Below are 18,114 nucleotides of genomic sequence, written 5' to 3'. Positions count from 1 at the left end.
TTTCTGTATTTTGATAAAATAAAAATAGGCAGAGTAAAGAGAGCCACAACACATTAAGGGAGTGTTGTGGCTTTTTTGAATAATGAATGCATATATTTTATTATCTAAAATTGAGGGGGATATAAAATGTCAAAGTATATTCTTGCATTAGACCAAGGGACAACCAGTTCAAGAGCAATAGTCTTTGATAAGGGAGGACAAATTATTTCTGTTGCACAAAAGGAATTTACTCAAATATATCCAAAGGCTGGATGGGTTGAACATAATCCTATGGAGATTTGGGCAACTCAAATAGGTGTAGCAAATGAGGCTATGGCTAAGGCTGGGCTAACAGCACAGGATATTGCAGCAATTGGTATAACAAATCAAAGAGAAACTACAGTTGTATGGGATAGGACAACAGGAAAACCAATATACAATGCAATAGTATGGCAGTGTAGAAGGACAGCAGATATATGTGATGACTTAAGAAATAAAGGCTATGCAGAAATGATAAGAAATAAAACAGGATTAGTAGTTGATGCATATTTTTCAGGTACAAAGATAAAATGGATACTTGATAACGTTGAGGGTGCAAGAGAAAAGGTTGAAAAAGGGGAGCTTTTATTTGGTAATATAGATACGTGGCTTATTTGGAACTTAACAGGTGGGAGGGTTCACGTTACTGACTATTCAAATGCTTCAAGAACAATGCTATATAATATTTACGAATTAAAGTGGGATGATGAGATACTTGAAATATTAAATATTCCTAAATCAATGCTTCCAGAGGTTAAGCCATCAAGCTGTATATATGGATATACAGCAGTTGATGTAATAGGAGGAGAAATTCCAATAGCAGGAGATGCAGGAGATCAGCAGGCGGCTCTATTTGGACAGGGATGTTATAGAGAAGGTATGGCTAAAAATACATATGGAACAGGATGCTTTATGCTAATGAACACAGGAGAAAAGCCTGTTAAATCAAAGAATGGACTTTTAACAACAATAGCTTGGGGAGTAGATGGAAGGATAGAGTATGCTCTTGAGGGGAGTATATTTATAGCAGGTGCAGTAATTCAGTGGTTAAGAGATGAGCTAAGAATGATAAAAACAGCAGCCGACAGCGAAGAGTATGCAACAGCTGTTGAAGACTCTAATGGAGTATACGTTGTCCCTGCATTTGTCGGTATGGGTGCTCCATATTGGGATATGTATGCAAGGGGAACAATAGTAGGATTAACAAGAGGAGCAAAGAAGGAGCATATTATAAGAGCTGCCCTTGAATCAATGGCATATCAAACAATGGATGTTATTAAGTCTATGGAGGAGGATTCTGGAATTTGCCTTTCAGCACTTAAGGTTGATGGGGGTGCAGCTGCAAACAACTTCCTAATGCAATTCCAATCAGACATATTAAATGTCGATGTTTACAGACCAAGGGTAATAGAGACAACAGCATTAGGTGCTGCATATCTTGCTGGATTGGCAGTTGGATATTGGAAAAATAAAGAGGAGATATTAAGTAATTGGGCTGTAGACAAAAAATTTGAACCTAATATGGATGAAGAAAAGAGAACAAAGCTTATTAGGGGATGGCATAAGGCAGTAAAGAGAGCATTAGAATGGGAAAAGGAAGAATGATTGATTTTTAATCTAAAATATGGTAAACTATAATTAATAGAATATTTTGGCGAGAGTTGAGAGCCGTGAAAATAGACCACATATGTGGTTCTGTTTTCACGGCTTAATTTTTTAAGGGGAGGTTTTTGTATGTACGATGTTGCAGTAATTGGTGCAGGCATAGTTGGGACAAGTATAGCAAGGGAATTATCAAGATATGACTTAAATGTAGTGGTTATAGAAAAAAGCAGTGATGTAGCAAATGGCTCTACAAAGGCAAACAGTGGAATTGTTCACGCAGGGTACGATGCAAAGGAAGGTACTTTAAAGGCAAAGTTTAATGTTTTAGGAAGTGAGATGTACGAAGAGATATGCAGAGAATTAGATGTACCATATAAGAGAAATGGTTCTTTAGTAATTGCCTTTAACGATGAGGATTTAAGACATATAGAGATGCTCTATAAAAGAGGATTAGCAAATGGAGTTAGGGAACTTGAAATAATAGATAAAAACAAGGTTTTATCTTTAGAACCAAATGTTCAGGATAACGTTGTGGGGGCTCTTTATGCAAAAACAGGAGCAATAGTATCTCCCTTTGAGCTTGCTATTGCTCTTGCAGAAAATGCAAATCAAAATGGAGTTGAATTTATGCTTTCAACTCAAGTTGTAAGAGTTTATAAGGAGAAGGATGTATTTACGATTGAGACAAGCCAAGGAATTATAAAATCAAGATATTTAGTCAATGCAGCAGGACTCTTTGCGGATGATATAAATGATATGCTTGGAGGAGAAAAATTTAGGATTATACCAAGAAGAGGAGAATATTGTTTATTTGATAAAGCAGTTGGAGGAATAGTTACAAGAACTATATTCCAAACTCCTACAAATAAAGGAAAGGGGATACTGGTATCTCCAACGGTACACGGCAATTTATTTGTTGGTCCTAATGCAGTTGAAATGGATAGAAGGGACGATGTTTCAACAACAAAAGAGGGCCTTGATGAGGTATTAAGGGGAGGAAGTAGAAGTGTAAAGGGATTAAATCAAAGAGATGTAATAACTTCCTTTACAGGTATTAGAGCAACACCGGATAAGAGGGATTTTATAATAAATATACCAACTCCAAATGCTGTAAATGCAGCAGGGATAGAATCTCCAGGTCTTACGGCATCTGTAGCAATTGCTCCATATGTTGTATCACTTATTGAAGAACAGGGACTTAAACTTATAAAGAAGGGTAGTTTTATAGCCACAAGACAAAATACAAAATTGTTTATAAATATGTCAGAGGATGAAAAGAGAGAAGTTTTAAGTAAAAATCCTATGTATGGAAGGATAATCTGTAGATGTGAACACATAACAGAGGGAGATATAATAAGTGCCATAAGAAGACCACTTGGAGCAAAAAGTGTAGATGGAGTGAAAAGAAGAGTTAGAGCAGGGATGGGAAGATGCCAAGGAGGCTTCTGTATGCCAAGAGTGGTTGAAATACTTGCAAGGGAGCTTAATATATCTCTAACTGAAGTAAAAAAATCAGATGAAGGCAGTTTTATTTTGACAGGTAAGACAAAGTGATGGGAGGAGAAAAAATGAAGAGGGATTTGGTTATAATAGGTGGCGGACCTGCAGGACTTGCAGCAGCAATAGAGGCAAAGAAGAATGGAATAGATGATATTCTGATATTAGAAAGGGACAAAAGACTTGGAGGTATACTTCAGCAGTGTATACACAATGGTTTTGGACTTCATATTTTTAAAGAACAGCTCACAGGCCCAGAGTATGCCCAAAGGTTTATAGATGAGGTAGAAAAATTAAAAATAGAATACAAGCTTGATACTATGGTATTACACTTATCAGAAAATAAGCATATTACAGTACTAAATCCAAAGGATGGCATTGTTGGAATAGATGCAAAGGCAGTAATACTTGCAATGGGATGCAGAGAAAGAACAAGGGGAGCCTTAAATATACCAGGAAGTAGACCAGCTGGTGTATTTACTGCAGGTGCAGCCCAAAGATTTGTGAATATGGAAGGATATATGGTAGGTAAGAAGGTTGTAATTTTAGGTTCGGGTGATATAGGACTAATAATGGCAAGGAGAATGACACTTGAGGGTGCAGAGGTTAAGATGGTTGTGGAGCTTATGCCATACTCAACTGGGCTTAAGAGAAATATTGTTCAGTGCCTTGAGGACTTTGATATACCTCTTTTATTTAGTCACACAGTTGTAAAGATACACGGTAGAGAAAGAGTAGAGGGAGTTACGATTGCAGCTGTAGATGAAAATAGAAGGCCTATTGAGGGAACAGAACAGTATGTTGAGTGTGATACACTTTTATTATCTGTTGGATTGATACCAGAGAATGAACTCTCAAGGGAGGCAAATATTAAATTAAATCCAGTAACTTCTGGGGCTTATGTTAATGAGCTTATGGAAACAAGTGTAGATGGAATTTTTGCCTGTGGGAATGTTGTTCACGTACACGATTTGGTTGACTATGTTACAGAGGAAAGCTACCTTGCAGGCTATGGTGCTTCTAATTATATAAAGGGAGAATATGTTAAAGATGAAACTGGATTTATAACTAAAACAGGATTTGGCATACGATATGTAGTTCCTAATAGAATAAATCCCAAAAATGTAAAGGATAAGGTAAACTTCTATATGAGGGTAAATGATGTATATAATAATGTTGATTTAGTTGTAAGAGATGGAGATAGGATTGTTTACAAAGTTAGGAGAAACCACGTTTCACCTGGAGAAATGGAGAATGTTAAACTTTCAAAGGATGCTTTAGAAAAGGTAGAAGGCAGTGAACTCGTATTTGCATTAGAGGAGGTGGCAAAATGAAAAGGAAGATGACTTGCATAAGCTGCCCCTTAGGATGTCAGCTTGAGGTTGAAGTTGGTGAAAATATAACAGTATCAGGGAACAAATGTAAAAGAGGAGAAGAGTATGCTAAAAATGAAATAACAAATCCTAAAAGAATTATAACCTCAACTGTAAAGGTCTTAGGAGGAGATAGACCTCTTGTGTCAGTTAAAACAGATAGGGAGGTTCCAAAGAATTTGATATTTGAGATAATGAAGGAGATAAATAAGGCAGAGGCTGTAGCACCTGTTGAAATTGGGGATATTATTATAGAGAATGTTTTGGGGACAGGTGCTAATGTGGTAGCAACATCAAAGGTATTGAAAATATAAAGGAGATAGCTTGGTTTGCTATCTCCTAAAACTATACATATGTATATCTGGATGAATTTTTTCTTCAGAAATCATATCCCTTATTATTTGACCTGCTATTATTGAATATAGTATCCCATTTGAACCATATCCAAGTGCAAAGTAGAAGTTTTTAAACTTTGGATGTACACCTATATATGGAAGCCCATCCTTTGTATCTCCAAATAGTCCGTGGAATTTAAACTCAACTTCTAAATCTATATTAGGAAACATTTGGCGAAGTCTTTGTTCAAGCTTTTGATATTTATTTTGAATTATAATTTGAGGGGGATTGTTTATAGGTATATCCTCTCCACCGATTATAATTCTATTATCCTGTGTTGTTCTAAGGTAATTGTATGGTGTACAGTCGTTTCTTATTATACACCTGTTATACCATCCTTCAAAACTATTAACTGGTTTTGTTGCTATTGTAAAGCTTGTATTTAGTTTTACTATGTTTTCTTTTATTAAGTTTTTAGCCTGATATCCTGTTGCAACAACCACCTTTTGGGCAGTTATCTTTTTATGCTTATCTGTAAAGAGTATAACTTTATTGTTTTTATGCTGATATTTTAATATAGCAGTATTTTCATAGATTATAAGGCCCCTACTTTGGCTATCCTTTATAAGTTCGTGGGCAAATCTATAGGGGTCAATTTCTGCACCACCACATTTTGAATATATTGCAGCCTCAATTGGGAATGAGAATTTATCCTTTGCAGTATTTTTGTCTAAAAATTCAATGTCAAAGTCTGCAGCCCGTCTTATTTTATATTCTTCTTTAAACTTCTGTACCTTTGATTTATCCTGTGTAAAATACAGGCTCTCTCTTCTTGTAAAGTCACACTTATCCTTTAGAGTTTTTATAATTCTTTCAATTTCATAGACAGCAGCTTCGTTAGCCTTGTAGGCCTTTAGAGCATTTACTATGCCTATCTTCTTTTCAAGCTCTAAAATGTCGAAATCTACTTCGTACTGGAGTATGGAGGTTGATGCACTTGTACTTCCATATCCTATAATATTTTTATCAACAAGTACAATTTTTTTACCTAAAAAAGAAAGATAGTAGCTTAAAATAGCTCCTGTAATTCCTCCGCCTATAATCAAAATATCACAGTCTTCATTTTTGCTAAGGTATGTATATTTGTTTAGAACTTGATTTTTATTAGTCCAAATAGGATTATAGGAGACGAGCTTCATTGTATCAACTCCCTTCTCCTATATTTTTATACCTATAATATCAAATTATTCATTATAACTTAGGTGTTAATTATAAAATAGTAGGAGTTTAAAAGGTATTCTTCATTGTATTTTTCAGCAAGTCTTTTTAAAAAAGCCTTTGCCTTAGTATATTCCTTTGTGGATAAAAGCTGATGAAATTTTACAAACTCTTTATCGTTTGCCTTATCCTTAAAATACCCCCATACGTGTTGTAGTGTATTTTTTACGGCACCTTCATTTAAGAGAAGAGATAGAGCATAGTCTATGGTTTTATAGAATTCCAGCATATTAGTTTCGCTGTTTATTATGCTACTGCATTTTTTATATAGTGCGTAGTCCTTTTCCATAACAACATATTTGTATTTTGCCCATTCATCATACATTACTGATTTTTTTACAGGAAAGATGGTATTTATGCATTTTATTGCAGATATATCCTTATCCTTTGTTTCAAGCATTATATCGCAGTCAAATTTACTTGCTATCTTATAAAACTCTAAAAAATTTTGAATTGATACATAGTCGGAATGGGCACCCTTTTGTTTTGTAGGGGATTGGTCTGAGTAGTGTAGCTTCATTGGGCCATCTTCTTTTTTCCAAGTTTCTAAACATTTTTTAAGTATTGTTTCAGTATTATCCTGAGTTGGGTTTATGCTGTGATGAAGAATATCGAATACTGCAGGTATGCTAATTCTATTAGATATATCTAAAACTTCATCTATGTTAAAATTCTTTTCATCATTTTCTATTACAAGTCTTTTTTTAGATGATTGACTTAGTAAATTAAAATTTTTACAAAATCTTTCCATAGCAGAGGATTTATCTTTATAAACACCCCCGATATGAAGGACAACCTTATGGGTATAATCAAGCTCTAAGCTGTCTAAAAATAGAGTGTGGTACTCTATTTCTCTAATTGAGTTTTCTACTATTGAATTGTCCGGTGAGTTTATTATAGTGTATTGCCCAGGGTGCATAGATACTCTAATGTTGTTATTTTTTATGTATTCACCTATTTTTATCAATATATCCTTGAATTCAGCATCCCAATCATATGTATTTATCTTATGTCCACCAAAGGGTATTATGTCAGAACTTATTCTGAAAAGATAGATTCCCTTTGAAACGTTGTATTCTAATATTTTAAGTAAATCTAAAAGATTTTGCTGAATTGCCTCGTAAAGTCTTTCCTTTGTAAAGTTTTTTATCATAAATCCTCTATTGGTTTTGTATTTGACTCCAAGAGGAATACAAGCGTATCCTATCTTCATAAATATGCCTCCCTTCTTAGTAGAATTTTAGCATAAAATAGTGATTTGTTGTATTGATATTATTTGACTACTTGGTATAATAAATTATGTATGAAGGAAGGAGTGGATAAGATGAAGTTTTTAATTCCAATGATTGTAGGTGCACTGATAGGATACATAACAAATTATCTTGCAATAAAAATGCTCTTTAGACCCCACTATGAAAAAAGAATATTTGGTATTAAAATTCCCTTTACACCAGGACTTATACCAAAGGAGAAGGACAGAATTGCAAAGAGTGTAGGAAAGGCGGTCGGAACACATCTTTTGTCAACCGATGTGTTTGTAGATGCTCTTTGCAGCAATCAGGTAAAGGAACAGGTTGTTGAATGGTTAAAGAATAGATTTTATTCCTTAAAGAATTCATCAAGGAAGGTATGTGATTTACTTAATATACTTGGTGATAAAAGAGATAAAGTAATAGACAATCTTAAGAATAGTTTTACAGGATTTATAGTAGAGTATATAAAAAAAGACAATAATAGGATTTTAGAGCTTATAAATGAACAAATTAATTTAAAGGAAACATTATTGTCCATATTAGACAGTGTAGATGTCAAGTTAAAAATTAAGGATATTGTAAATAACGTATCACAAAGTAATCAAGCATTAAAGGAAGTTATACCAAGTTCCTTAGATGGTTCTATAAAGATATATATATATTCAAATAAGGACAAAATTGCAAAGGGACTTTTAGAGGCACTTTCAAAGGAAAATGTTAGAGAAAAGATTTCTCACTCTGCCGCAAAAATGGTGGAAAACACATTGGGTAAATTTGCAGCTATGTTTTTAAGCCCTGAGCTTATAGGAGAAAAGATAATATCGTCTCTACAGGGTTATATAAGTAGTGAAGAAAACCATCACGATATAGCGATGATGGTAATTGCACTCTATGAAAAGCTTACAGAAACTAAAGTCAACGATATATTTATGTCCTTCTCCGATGATTCAAAGGAGGACATCGCAGAAAAACTTTCAAATGCAATTAATAGTTATGTAAAGGATTTAGTTTACGGATTTAATATAGAAGAAGCGTTAACCAAAATGGCCTATAATGATGAGCTGTATAAGGTTGTGAATATGGCAGTTTCATATATTATAGATAGTTTTATGAATATTGAGGTTTCAAGCTTATTAAGTAATATAGAAGAAGACGAGCTTGATGCTGCCTTTAATGCTTTAGATGGTATGTTTGAAGAATTTATAAGGGATAAGGCATCAAGGATAATAGGTTTAATCGATGTATCAAAGCTTGTTGAGGATAGAATAAATAGCTTTGATGTTGCCTTTGCAGAGAAGATAATTCTTGAGGTAGCAAGCAAAGAATTATCTGCAATAACTTGGCTTGGAGCACTTTTAGGTGCAATTATGGGAATAATATCTCCATTATTACAAACTCTATAAGATGGAGGATTTTATGTTAAAGGAATTTACTATTGATTTAAAGAAAACCTATGAGGCGATTTTAGCTGGAGAAGGCAATATAGATGGATTTATTAATAAATGGTCGGTAGATGGACATATTGGTGAATTCTATGAAAAGATTAAGAACAAAGAGGAGAGAAAAACTACAGGAAGCTTTTATACACCTAAAATAATAGTTGATTTTATTACAAAGGATTTAGCAGATAAAATTGATAGTTTAAGGGATGTAAAGATTTTAGACCCCTCCTGTGGAGGGGGATATTTTCTAATAGGGATGTATACTGCTCTATTAGAGAAGGGGTTTAATAGAGATGATATAATAAAGTCCCTATATGGCTATGATATAGATGAGAATGCAGTTATGATTACAACACTTGAACTTTATAGATTAAGTGGTATTTTGCCAAAGAATATAATAAAAAAGGATTTTTTATTTGAAGACAATTTAACCTATAACTATATAATAGGAAATCCTCCCTATGTTGGGCATAAAATGATAGATAAGGATTATAGGGCAAAGTTAAAGGAGAAATATTTAGAGGTATTTTCGGATAAAGCAGATTTGAGTTATTGTTTTATAAAAAAGTCAATAGATTCCTTAAAAAGGGATGGTAGGCTTATCTTTTTTACATCAAGATATATGCTTGAGGCACTTTATGGTGAGGGTATAAGGGAGTATATATTAAAATATGGTTCTATAGAATCAATAGTTGATTTTTATGGAGTAAGGCTCATAAAGGGTGTAGGTGTAGATAATATTATTTTAAGTTTTGTAAAATCAATGGATTATGATAGTATAAATTATTTTAGATTAAAATCAGATGCAAAACATAAGGGACAGGTGGTTTTAAATGATATAAAAAGTGGTGAAAAAAAATATCACCTCTTTTTTAAGGTTGATAGGAGTAGTTTAAAAAAGGACGGATGGATTTTTTTAGACGAAGTTGGGCTAAATATATTAAATAAAATAAAGGGAGTTGAGCTTGGGACAATATGTAGTAGTTTTCAGGGGATTATAACGGGCTGTGACAAGGCTTTTATTTTAAATAGACAAGAAGTAGAAGAATATAATATAGAGAAGGAATTAATAAGAAGATGGATCAAAAGCAGTCATATAGATAAATTTAAAGTGGCTCCCTCCGATGAGTTTATAATATATAGTGATATGATTAAAAATGAAGAGGAATACAAAAATGCAATAGAATACATATCAGCTTATAAAGAAAAGCTTTTGGTAAGAAGAGAATGTAAAAAGGGAGTAAGAAAATGGTTTGAGCTTCAATGGGGAAGAAACAGGGAGGATTTTGAGGGAAAAAAGATAATATATCCCTATAAATCAAATACAAATAGATTTGCTATAGATGAGGGAAGTTTCTATAGTGCAGATGTATATAGCTTAAAAATAAATGATATGTTTAAGGAAGTTTTTTCATATGAATTTATTGTTGGTGTCTTAAATAGCACAATATATGACTTCTATATAAAAACAATGGCAAAGAAATTGGGGGATGACCTATACGAATACTATCCTAATAAGATTTTAAAGCTGAAAATTCCAAACTACATAAAGGAAATTGAGGATATAGTAAAATCTAATAGGGATGAAAAGGAAAAGATTAAAGAGATTGATAGTATATTATGCCAATATTTTGAAATAGAGTGCCACCAAGAGCTCCGAAAAAATGATACCTTAAAAATTGTCACCACTATATATAGTGAATAAAAGATAATATGCGCAACTATATATAGTATGTTTTTAAAAATAATTTGATTTTTTCGGAGGTCTCCCACCCAGGTGAAATGTGAAATATTCTAAAAATTACAAGATACAAAGCGATATATAAGGCGGTGAGGTTTATGAAAAAGTTTAAAAAAACAGCCATTATAACAGGTGGAGGACAAGGAATAGGCAAGGGTACAGCTAAAAGGCTCCTTATGGAAAATTACAATGTTGTTATTGCTGAAATAGATAAAGAAGCAGGGCAGGAAACAGTAGATGAATTAAAAATATTTGGGGATATAAAGTTTATATGTTGTGATGTTTCTAAAGAAGAGGATGTTAAAAATTTAGTTTCTCAAACTGTTAATATATTTGGTGGAGTTGATGTTCTTATAAATAATGCTGCTATTTCAATAAATAAACCAATTACAGAGTTAAGCCTTGAGGAGTGGAATAGAGTTATATCAATAAACCTTACAGGTGCATTTTTGTGTTCTAAATATTGTGCACCGTATCTAAAACAAACAAAGGGTTCTATAATAAATATCGCATCTACAAGAGCCTTTATGTCTGAAAAGGATACGGAAGCATATTCTGCCTCAAAGGGAGGTATTTTTGCATTAACACACGCACTTGCTGTGAGTTTAGGGCCAGATGTGAGGGTAAATTGTATAAGTCCTGGATGGATTGAGGTTAGTGAATTGAAAAAACAAGGCATAAGAAAAACACCAATTTTAAGTGAAATGGACAATAAACAGCATCCTGCTGGAAGAGTGGGAAATGCAGATGACGTTGCTTCTATGATTTTATTTTTGATAGATGAAAGAAATTCCTTTATAACAGGTGCAAATTTTATTGTGGATGGCGGAATGACAAGAAAGATGATATATGTTTAATAGGATAGATAAGTGCTGACAAGGGTGTGACATTATCTATATTATGGATAATGTCACATTTCACTTGGGTGGCACTTTTTTTGTTTGATTTTTTGATAAAAGTAGTATAATATAATATACGAACAAATGTTCGGGAGGCGGTATTGTGAGGAATATTTTACACGTAGATTTGAATGCTTTTTATGCTTCAGTAGAGCAGGCAGAGGATAAAAATCTCCAGGGAAAACCTGTTGCAGTTGCGGGGGATAAAGAAAAGAGGACAGGTATAATACTTACGGCCTCCTATGAGGCACGAAGATATGGTATAAAGACAGGTATGACAATAGGAGATGCACTTAAATTGTGTAGAGATTTAATATTAGTTAAACCAAATTTCAGAAGATACGTAGAGTATTCTAACAGGGTTATGGATATTTTAAGAAGTTTTACGCCAGATGTGGAGGTTTTTAGCATAGATGAGGCTTGGCTTGATGTATCAGGGTGTGAAGGATTGTTTGGAGATGGGGTAGAAATAGCTAATTTAATAAGAAAAAAAATACGAGAGGAACTTGGAATTACGGCAAGTGTGGGGGTATCCTACTGCAAATTAATGGCAAAGATGGCCTCGGATCTAAAAAAGCCTGATGCCACCAGCATAATTGATGAAAAGGATGTTCCAAAAATAATTTGGCCTATGCCTGTTGACGAACTTTTTGGTGTTGGTAGACGAATGAAAAGCAGACTAAATGAGCTTGGCATTTTTACAATAGGGGATTTGGCAAATACACCCTTAAGCCTTTTAACTAATAATTTTGGTAAGGTTGGAAGATATTATTGGAATTATGCAAATGGTATTGATTTTTCAAAGGTAGAAAGTAGCTACGATTGTATAAAGGGAGTAGGTAATTCAATAACAACACCTAAGGATTTAGTTGATGTTAAAGAAATATCTGAAATTTTTATGGTTTTAGCAGAGAGTGTAGGTATGAGGTTAAGAAGGATGGGGTTTGAGGGAAATGTGGTAGAAGTGGTATTTAGAAAGAGTAGCTTTGAAACAATAGTAAGAAGGCATAAAGTAAATGAATATATAGATACAACGGTTGATATACATAGGGAAGCGTTAAATTTATTTTTGAAAAATTGGGATAGAAGCAAAATAAGACTCCTTGGAATTAGAGTAACTGGTCTTAAAGAAAAACAAAAATTTGAGCAGATAAGTTTATTTGAAGATGAAACAAAGAAAAAGAGAGAGAAATTGGATATGTGCTTAGATACCATAAGAGAAAAATATGGAAAATATTCTGTTTTTCGTGCAATAACAATGCAAAATGACAGCAATAAAACTATAAGAGTTTTAGATAAAGATGAGTGGATACCTATGAACTCCTTTAATAAAGGTGGTGGTAGGATATGAAACTTTTAAGAGAGAAGGCGAATGTTTTAGTATTGTTTCAGGATACAATAATGAATCCTATTATGATAATGTGCAGTATGGGTGTGTTTAAAGTAAATAGAGTAATAAACATAAACAAAGAGCGTAGATATTTAAGGGATTGTTATATATTCTTATGTTCTGTTGAGGGAAGAGATGAGCCTATTGAGCTAAGATGGGATATAGAAGGCAATATATGGTTTTTAGAAAAATTCTAAAAAATAGTTAACAAAATTAGTATGAATAATTATAATTAACTTAGAGGGGGTGAAGTTATGATAGAGGCAATAAAGGCAGGAACAATAAGGGGGGCTAAAAAAGGTATAGAAACAACTTTTAAAATAGGTAAAATATTGGTTCCTATATATTTTATAGTTACATTTATTAAATATACGCCTATAATAAATTATATTGCGATTGTATTTAAACCTATTATGCATTTGGTTGGACTTCCCGGTGAAGCTGCATTACCATTTGTTGTTGGAAACGCAATAAATTTATATGCAGGTATAGGAGCAATTTTGGCCTTAAGTCTAACGCCAAAGGAGATAACAATTATATCAGTTATGCTCTGTTTTTCCCACAGTCTATTTTTAGAAACAGCTTTGTGTAAAAAAATAGGAGTTTCTGCTACGTTTATGGTAGTTTTAAGACAAATACTTGCATTTATAGCAGGTATTATACTTAATATTATTTTATAAGAGGTGAGTTTTTTGATTATAGATGTTTTAAAGGAAGCATTTTTAGGAAGTATGTCCTCAATGTGGACAGTTATTAAGATAGTTATTCCTCTTATGATAGTTATTGAAATAATAAAGGAGTTAAACTTACTAAACAAAATTTGTGGTATCTTTAAACCCCTAACTAAACTTTTGAAGATATCGGAAACTACGATTTTACCATTATTTTCGGGACTTTTTTTTGGATTAGTATATGGTGCGGGACTTATAATAGATGCTGTAGAAGAGGGAAATATAACAAGAAAGGATATGTATCTTGTGGCGGTATTTTTAGGAGCCTGTCACGCAATTGTTGAAGATACTCTTATATTCGTACAAATAGGTGCAAACGGCTGGATAATATTCTGCGTTCGATTAATTGCGGCGTTTATAATAACATATATTTTTGGTTTTATTTTTGAAAAATCAAACACAGCAAAGAGAATTGTAAATAAAGAAATAGCAGGTTAGAACACCTGCTATTTTATTCACCTATAACTTCTTTTATGTATTTTGGAAGTACAAAACAAGCCTTATGTATTTCTGGAGTATAGTACTTAGTATCCATTTCTGGAATCTTTGTAATATCTACTTGAGTTGGATCATATTTCTTTGAACCAACTGTAAAGCTCCAGTATCCTCCTGGGTAAGTTGGGATTGCAGCCATAAATAGTTTAGTAACAGGGAATATAGCCTTTGCATCGCTAAATACCTTTCTTACTGTATCTGGTAAGAAGAATGGAGTTTCTGTTTGTGCAACAAATATTCCATCTTCTGTTAGAGCTTCATATATATCCTTGTAGAAGTTTCCACCAAATAGACCTTCAGCAATGCTAAATGGGTCAGTTGAGTCAACAATAATTACATCAAATTCATTTTTATGTTCCTTAACATATTTTATTCCATCGCCTATAAATACTTCACATCTTGGATCATCAAGTGCACAGCTTATTTCTGGTAGATACTTTTTACAAGCATCTACAACGTCCTTATCTATTTCACAAAGAACAGCCTTTTCTACAGACTTATGCTTTAATATTTCTCTTATTGCACCACCATCTCCACCACCAACAACTAAAACCTTCTTTGGATTTGGGTGTGTAAATAGTGGAATGTGTGAAATCATTTCGTGATAAACAAATTCGTCTTTAATTGTTGTTTGAACTATACCGTCAAGTATAAGCATTCTTCCAAATACTTCTGAATCTACTATTGCCATATCTTGGTATTGAGTCTGTTTTCTAAGAAGAGTTTCTTTAATTTTGTAGGACATAGCTACGCCTTCGCCCTCAAGTTGCATTTCCTTAAGCCACATATCCATTGCCATTAAAATCGCCTCCTTTTTGGGATTTTAGATACAAATAGCATTTTAGCATTAATTAGGATTAATTACAATATTCATATCAAAAAAAATATAGTACAATTAATATACAAAGATATCTTATGTAAGATAATAGTAAAATATTCGGAGGTGTTCCTATGGAGTTTAGCTTAAAAACTTCAAAGACGGAGGAGTTTATTAACATAACTAATTTTGTTAGAGAGGCAGTAGAAAAAAGCGGCGTAAAGGATGGATTAGCAGTTGTATTTATTCCACATACAACCGCAGGTGTAACTATAAATGAAAATGCTGACCCTGATGTTGTAAGGGATATGATAGTTACACTTGACAAAGTTTATCCTGTAAAGGGTGATTATTGGCATATAGAGGGCAATTCCCACGCACATATTAAAGCATCTCTAATGGGTTCCTCCTGTAGTGTAATAATAGAAAATGGAGATTTAAAACTTGGAACTTGGCAGGGTATATATTTCTGTGAGTTTGATGGTCCAAGAACAAGAAAATTTTATGTAAAAATATTAAATGGATAGTGTTGACAATATTTATTAAAGAATATATTATATATTAAGGACGATATATTTAGAGTGGTTAAAGGGGAGTAGCTGCCCATTTTGGGTTGATAAAGTCAACATACTGGTCTTTGACCTGGCTTTATCGGACGTTTGTCAAGTGAGACCTTTAACACAATGCTTTGCATTGTGTTAAAGGTCTTTAATTTTGTATAAAATAAAAAAGAAGGAGGAATGTATATGGCACTACTTAAAGCATTTTTATTTGTACTTGTAGCAGAGATGGGAGATAAAACCCAGCTCCTTGCAATGGCCTGTGCAAGTAAGTATAAATTAAAGCAGGTTATTGCTGGTGTTTTTGCAGCAACACTACTTTTAAATGCCCTTGCTGTTTTAATTGGAACATACCTTGGAAGTTATATTAAGTTTGAGTATGTAAAATTAGCAGCAGCTTTTCTATTTATAGGTTTTGGACTATGGGGATTAAAGGAGGAAGATGAGGAGGAAGATGAGGAGGAAATTGAAGGCGAAGCCTGTAGCTTAAAGGAGGATAAATTTGGTCCAATTATAACAGTAGGAACAACCTTTTTCTTAGCAGAGCTTGGAGATAAAACACAGATAATGACTTTAACCTTTGCAGCACAAGAAAAGGCACCAATATTAGTTCTAATAGGTGCAACTTTAGGTATGATGGTGGCAGATACCTTAGGAATAGCAGGAGGAACTTTAATTTCTAAGTATCTTCCAGAGAAATATATAAAGTTTGGTGCAGCCTTTATATTTATTGTTTTTGGTATAACAACTTTATATGAGGTTTTACCAATCCAATATATTACAGTTATAAACCAAATAGTATTCTATGTTATTTTAGCTGTGCTTATTTATGTTATAGGGTTTAGAAGAAAAAATAAAAAGTAACATAACATAAAGAAGGAAAATTGTAATTTTTAGAGAATATATATAATGAGTGCCACCCAGGTGAAATGTGAAATTTACAGTATATGGTAAATAAATAATTTGTGTCAAAATATCTGACAAGTAAAAATGGACATTATAGTTTACAATACAAATCTCTTGGGTATTAATATTGAAAAATAGTTAAGTCAATTATGAGCTACCAAACTTATGTGTGTAGGTAGTCTATTATAAAAAAGATAAATATTTGGGGGGATGGGTATGCAGCTAAAGTTTAGTGTAGAAGATGGTTGCCTAATTGTTGAGATGCACGGTGAACTTGACCACCACTCTGCAGAAGGGGCAAGAATAAAAATTGATAATAAGATTGAAGAGCTTGGCATAAACAAGTTGATATTCGATTTTTCAGGGGTCAATTTTATGGATAGTTCAGGTATAGGAGTTATTATTGGTAGATATAAAAAATTAAAGGACTATGATGGGAAAGTAGCTGTTGTAAATTTAAAGCCTCAGATAAAAAAGATATTTGAATTAAGCGGTTTGTTTAAAATTTTAAATGAATTTGAAAATACTAAAGAGGCTCTTTTAAATCTTTGATGGGGGGGATATTATGTTTAAAAATGAAATGAAACTGGAGTTCCCAAGTAAATCAGTTAATGAATCCTTTGCAAGAGTGGTAGTAGCAGCTTTTGCATCACAACTGGACCCTACTTTAGAAGAGCTTTCAGATGTAAAAACTGCGGTATCTGAGGCTGTTACAAACGCCATTATACACGGTTATGAGGATACAGAGGGAATGGTAACCTTAAGATGTAAAATTGAGGATAATAAATTGACTATAGAAGTTGAAGATAATGGTAAGGGAATTGAAAATGTTGAACTTGCAAGGCAGCCTCTTTATACTTCAAGGCCTGAACTTGAAAGATCAGGTATGGGCTTTACGGTTATGGAAACCTTTATGGATAGTGTTGAAGTATTTTCTGAGCCTGGAAAGGGAACTACGGTAATTATGACAAAAACTTTTAAATCGGCCTGATGTATGGGGGTAAAATATGAAAGAGGGTTTGGAGGATGTAAAGGTTAATTCTTTAGAGGATTTTAGGGAGCTCATATTAAAAAGCCAAGCAGGGGATAAAGAGGCGGAGGAAAAGCTAATAAAGAATAACATAGGATTAGTAACAAGCATAGTAAAGAGATTTTTAAATAGAGGTTACGAATATGAAGATTTATTTCAAATAGGTTGTATTGGTCTTATAAAGGCCATTAAGAAGTTTGATGTTTCATATGATGTAAAGTTTTCTACATATGCTGTTCCTATGATACTTGGTGAAATAAAAAGGTTTATGCGTGATGATGGAATAATAAAGGTAAGTAGAAGTGTAAAGGAAACCGCAAGGAAGGTTAAGTTGGCAAAGGATAAATTAGCCAAAGAATATGGAAGAGAAGCCACAATTGAAGAGATTGCAAACGAGCTAAGCATTACAGCAGAAGAAGTTATATTAAGTATGGATAGTATGAATTCACCAGAGTATTTATATGATACAGTACATCAAGATGATGGGGCAGCAGTTCTTTTAATAGACAGGGTGAGTGAAGATAAGGATTATGGCGAAGAGATAGTTGATAAAGTAGCATTAAAGGAACTGATACAAAATTTAGAGCCAAGAGACAGGCAAGTAATATTTTTAAGGTATTTTAAGGATTTAACCCAAAGTCAAATAGCTGAGATATTAGGTATTTCTCAGGTTCAGGTTTCAAGAATTGAAAAAAGAGTCTTAACATATTTAAAAAAGGCAATGGAGTAGATAATATTCCGTT

The 18,114-nt window shown here is 33.2% G+C and carries 19 protein-coding genes and 1 riboswitch; of the genes, 16 read left to right on the top strand and 3 right to left on the bottom strand.

Annotation, left to right across the window (positions count from 1 at the left end; genetic code table 11):
* The first annotated feature begins 126 nt into the window (after positions 1-126).
* From glpK to A3M9_RS0104065, 4 genes are all read left to right on the top strand, one after another.
* Entirely contained in the window at positions 127-1,623 is a 1,497-nt protein-coding gene (glpK, locus tag A3M9_RS0104080; protein WP_027308085.1) for a glycerol kinase GlpK, read from the top strand.
* A gap of 129 nt (positions 1,624-1,752) precedes the next feature.
* Positions 1,753-3,177 carry an NAD(P)/FAD-dependent oxidoreductase gene (locus A3M9_RS0104075; RefSeq protein ID WP_027308084.1) on the top strand — a complete coding sequence of 475 codons (1,425 nt, stop codon included), beginning with the start codon at positions 1,753-1,755 and terminating at the stop codon, positions 3,175-3,177.
* A 14-nt stretch (positions 3,178-3,191) separates the two neighbouring features.
* The gene (locus A3M9_RS0104070; protein ID WP_027308083.1) at positions 3,192-4,454 is read left to right on the top strand and encodes an NAD(P)/FAD-dependent oxidoreductase; all 1,263 of its coding nucleotides are present in this window, start codon (positions 3,192-3,194) and stop codon (positions 4,452-4,454) included.
* Positions 4,451-4,807 carry a DUF1667 domain-containing protein gene (locus A3M9_RS0104065; RefSeq protein ID WP_027308082.1) on the top strand — a complete coding sequence of 119 codons (357 nt, stop codon included), beginning with the start codon at positions 4,451-4,453 and terminating at the stop codon, positions 4,805-4,807. The genes A3M9_RS0104070 and A3M9_RS0104065 overlap by 4 nt, the downstream gene beginning before the upstream one ends.
* Before the next feature lie 18 nt (positions 4,808-4,825).
* Here A3M9_RS0104065 and A3M9_RS0104060 read toward each other — a convergent pair whose 3' ends face one another.
* Positions 4,826-6,028 (bottom strand): FAD-binding oxidoreductase, encoded by a 1,203-nt coding sequence (locus tag A3M9_RS0104060; RefSeq protein WP_027308081.1) that lies wholly within the window; start codon positions 6,026-6,028, stop codon positions 4,826-4,828.
* Positions 6,029-6,087: 59 nt separating this feature from the next.
* Positions 6,088-7,320: a UV DNA damage repair endonuclease UvsE gene (gene uvsE / locus A3M9_RS0104055; protein WP_027308080.1), complete on the bottom strand. Its 1,233-nt coding sequence runs from the start codon at positions 7,318-7,320 to the stop codon at positions 6,088-6,090.
* Between the two features lie 111 nt (positions 7,321-7,431).
* On the opposite strand from uvsE, the gene A3M9_RS0104050 reads away from it, so the two are divergent.
* The 7 genes from A3M9_RS0104050 to A3M9_RS0104020 all read left to right on the top strand — a co-directional run bounded on the left by A3M9_RS0104050 (position 7,432) and on the right by A3M9_RS0104020 (position 14,001).
* Positions 7,432-8,763 carry a DUF445 family protein gene (locus tag A3M9_RS0104050; protein ID WP_027308079.1) on the top strand — a complete coding sequence of 444 codons (1,332 nt, stop codon included), beginning with the start codon at positions 7,432-7,434 and terminating at the stop codon, positions 8,761-8,763.
* 13 nt (positions 8,764-8,776) lie between these two features.
* Positions 8,777-10,507 carry an Eco57I restriction-modification methylase domain-containing protein gene (locus tag A3M9_RS13120; protein WP_051350581.1) on the top strand — a complete coding sequence of 577 codons (1,731 nt, stop codon included), beginning with the start codon at positions 8,777-8,779 and terminating at the stop codon, positions 10,505-10,507.
* 134 nt (positions 10,508-10,641) lie between these two features.
* Complete coding sequence (locus tag A3M9_RS0104040) at positions 10,642-11,400, top strand: SDR family oxidoreductase (RefSeq protein ID WP_027308078.1); 759 nt, start codon at positions 10,642-10,644, stop codon at positions 11,398-11,400.
* 145 nt (positions 11,401-11,545) lie between these two features.
* Entirely contained in the window at positions 11,546-12,793 is a 1,248-nt protein-coding gene (gene dinB, locus A3M9_RS0104035) for a DNA polymerase IV (RefSeq protein WP_027308077.1), read from the top strand.
* Positions 12,790-13,029: a hypothetical protein gene (locus tag A3M9_RS0104030; protein ID WP_027308076.1), complete on the top strand. Its 240-nt coding sequence runs from the start codon at positions 12,790-12,792 to the stop codon at positions 13,027-13,029. Before dinB ends, A3M9_RS0104030 begins: the two co-directional genes overlap by 4 nt.
* 57 nt (positions 13,030-13,086) lie before the next feature.
* Positions 13,087-13,512 carry a nucleoside recognition domain-containing protein gene (locus A3M9_RS0104025; protein ID WP_027308075.1) on the top strand — a complete coding sequence of 142 codons (426 nt, stop codon included), beginning with the start codon at positions 13,087-13,089 and terminating at the stop codon, positions 13,510-13,512.
* A 12-nt stretch (positions 13,513-13,524) separates the two neighbouring features.
* Positions 13,525-14,001 (top strand): nucleoside recognition domain-containing protein, encoded by a 477-nt coding sequence (locus tag A3M9_RS0104020; RefSeq protein WP_051350580.1) that lies wholly within the window; start codon positions 13,525-13,527, stop codon positions 13,999-14,001.
* 13 nt (positions 14,002-14,014) lie between these two features.
* Here A3M9_RS0104020 and speE read toward each other — a convergent pair whose 3' ends face one another.
* Entirely contained in the window at positions 14,015-14,851 is an 837-nt protein-coding gene (gene speE / locus A3M9_RS0104015) for a polyamine aminopropyltransferase (protein WP_027308073.1), read from the bottom strand.
* A 158-nt stretch (positions 14,852-15,009) separates the two neighbouring features.
* On the opposite strand from speE, the gene A3M9_RS0104010 reads away from it, so the two are divergent.
* From A3M9_RS0104010 to sigF, 5 genes are all read left to right on the top strand, one after another.
* Positions 15,010-15,402 carry a secondary thiamine-phosphate synthase enzyme YjbQ gene (locus tag A3M9_RS0104010; protein WP_027308072.1) on the top strand — a complete coding sequence of 131 codons (393 nt, stop codon included), beginning with the start codon at positions 15,010-15,012 and terminating at the stop codon, positions 15,400-15,402.
* A gap of 51 nt (positions 15,403-15,453) precedes the next feature.
* Positions 15,454-15,583, top strand: a riboswitch (yybP-ykoY riboswitch).
* Between the two features lie 38 nt (positions 15,584-15,621).
* Entirely contained in the window at positions 15,622-16,299 is a 678-nt protein-coding gene (locus tag A3M9_RS0104005) for a TMEM165/GDT1 family protein (protein WP_027308071.1), read from the top strand.
* Positions 16,300-16,557: 258 nt separating this feature from the next.
* Entirely contained in the window at positions 16,558-16,893 is a 336-nt protein-coding gene (gene spoIIAA / locus A3M9_RS0104000) for an anti-sigma F factor antagonist (protein ID WP_027308070.1), read from the top strand.
* A 13-nt stretch (positions 16,894-16,906) separates the two neighbouring features.
* Complete coding sequence (gene spoIIAB / locus A3M9_RS0103995; protein WP_027308069.1) at positions 16,907-17,332, top strand: anti-sigma F factor; 426 nt, start codon at positions 16,907-16,909, stop codon at positions 17,330-17,332.
* A 16-nt stretch (positions 17,333-17,348) separates the two neighbouring features.
* Positions 17,349-18,101, top strand: a complete 753-nt coding sequence (gene sigF / locus A3M9_RS0103990; RefSeq protein WP_027308068.1) for an RNA polymerase sporulation sigma factor SigF — start codon at positions 17,349-17,351, stop codon at positions 18,099-18,101.
* Positions 18,102-18,114 lie beyond the last annotated feature (13 nt).

It is taken from the genome of Caloramator sp. ALD01, from assembly GCF_000472625.1.
Classification (GTDB): Bacteria; Bacillota; Clostridia; order Clostridiales; family Caloramatoraceae; genus Thermobrachium; species Thermobrachium proteoclasticum.
This window is presented reverse-complemented; position numbering and strand designations above follow the sequence as displayed.